Raw genomic sequence first — 439 nt, forward strand, 5'->3', positions numbered from 1 at the left:
GGCCGGGACTGTTCCGCTTAACGCCGCTCGCCCCCCGGCGGATGACGGGCCGGCCCGTAGAATCCGCGGATGCTCTCCGTCAAACAGGAATTGCTCGCGGCGCTCGCCGGCGAGCTGGAAAAACTCTCGCCCGGCACCGCCGGGCGCGCCGCCTTCGAATCCCCCAAGGTGGCCGCGCACGGCGATTTCGCCTGCACCGCCGCCATGCAGCTGGCCAAGCCGCTCAAGCTCAACCCGCGCGCTCTGGGCGAACAGCTCAAGGCCGCGCTGGAGGCCACGCCGGCCTTCGCGCGCTGGGTCGATGCGATCGAGATCGCCGGCCCCGGCTTCCTGAACATCCGCCTCAAAGCCGCCGCCAAGCAGGAGATCGTGCGCGAGGTGCTGGCCGCGGGCGAGCGCTTCGGCTGGCAGCAGGACAACGGCCAGCGCGTGCTGGTGG

Annotated in this window: 1 pseudogene; it reads left to right on the forward strand. The window is 71.5% G+C overall.

The features are described from left to right. Window positions 1-69: 69 nt before the first annotated feature. Window positions 70-439 (forward strand): annotated as a pseudogene (locus GVL52_RS32170) (hypothetical protein); the annotation flags it as partial.

The organism is Rhizobium sp. 18055 (genome assembly GCF_902706285.1).
Lineage (GTDB): Bacteria > Pseudomonadota > Alphaproteobacteria > Rhizobiales > Rhizobiaceae > Rhizobium.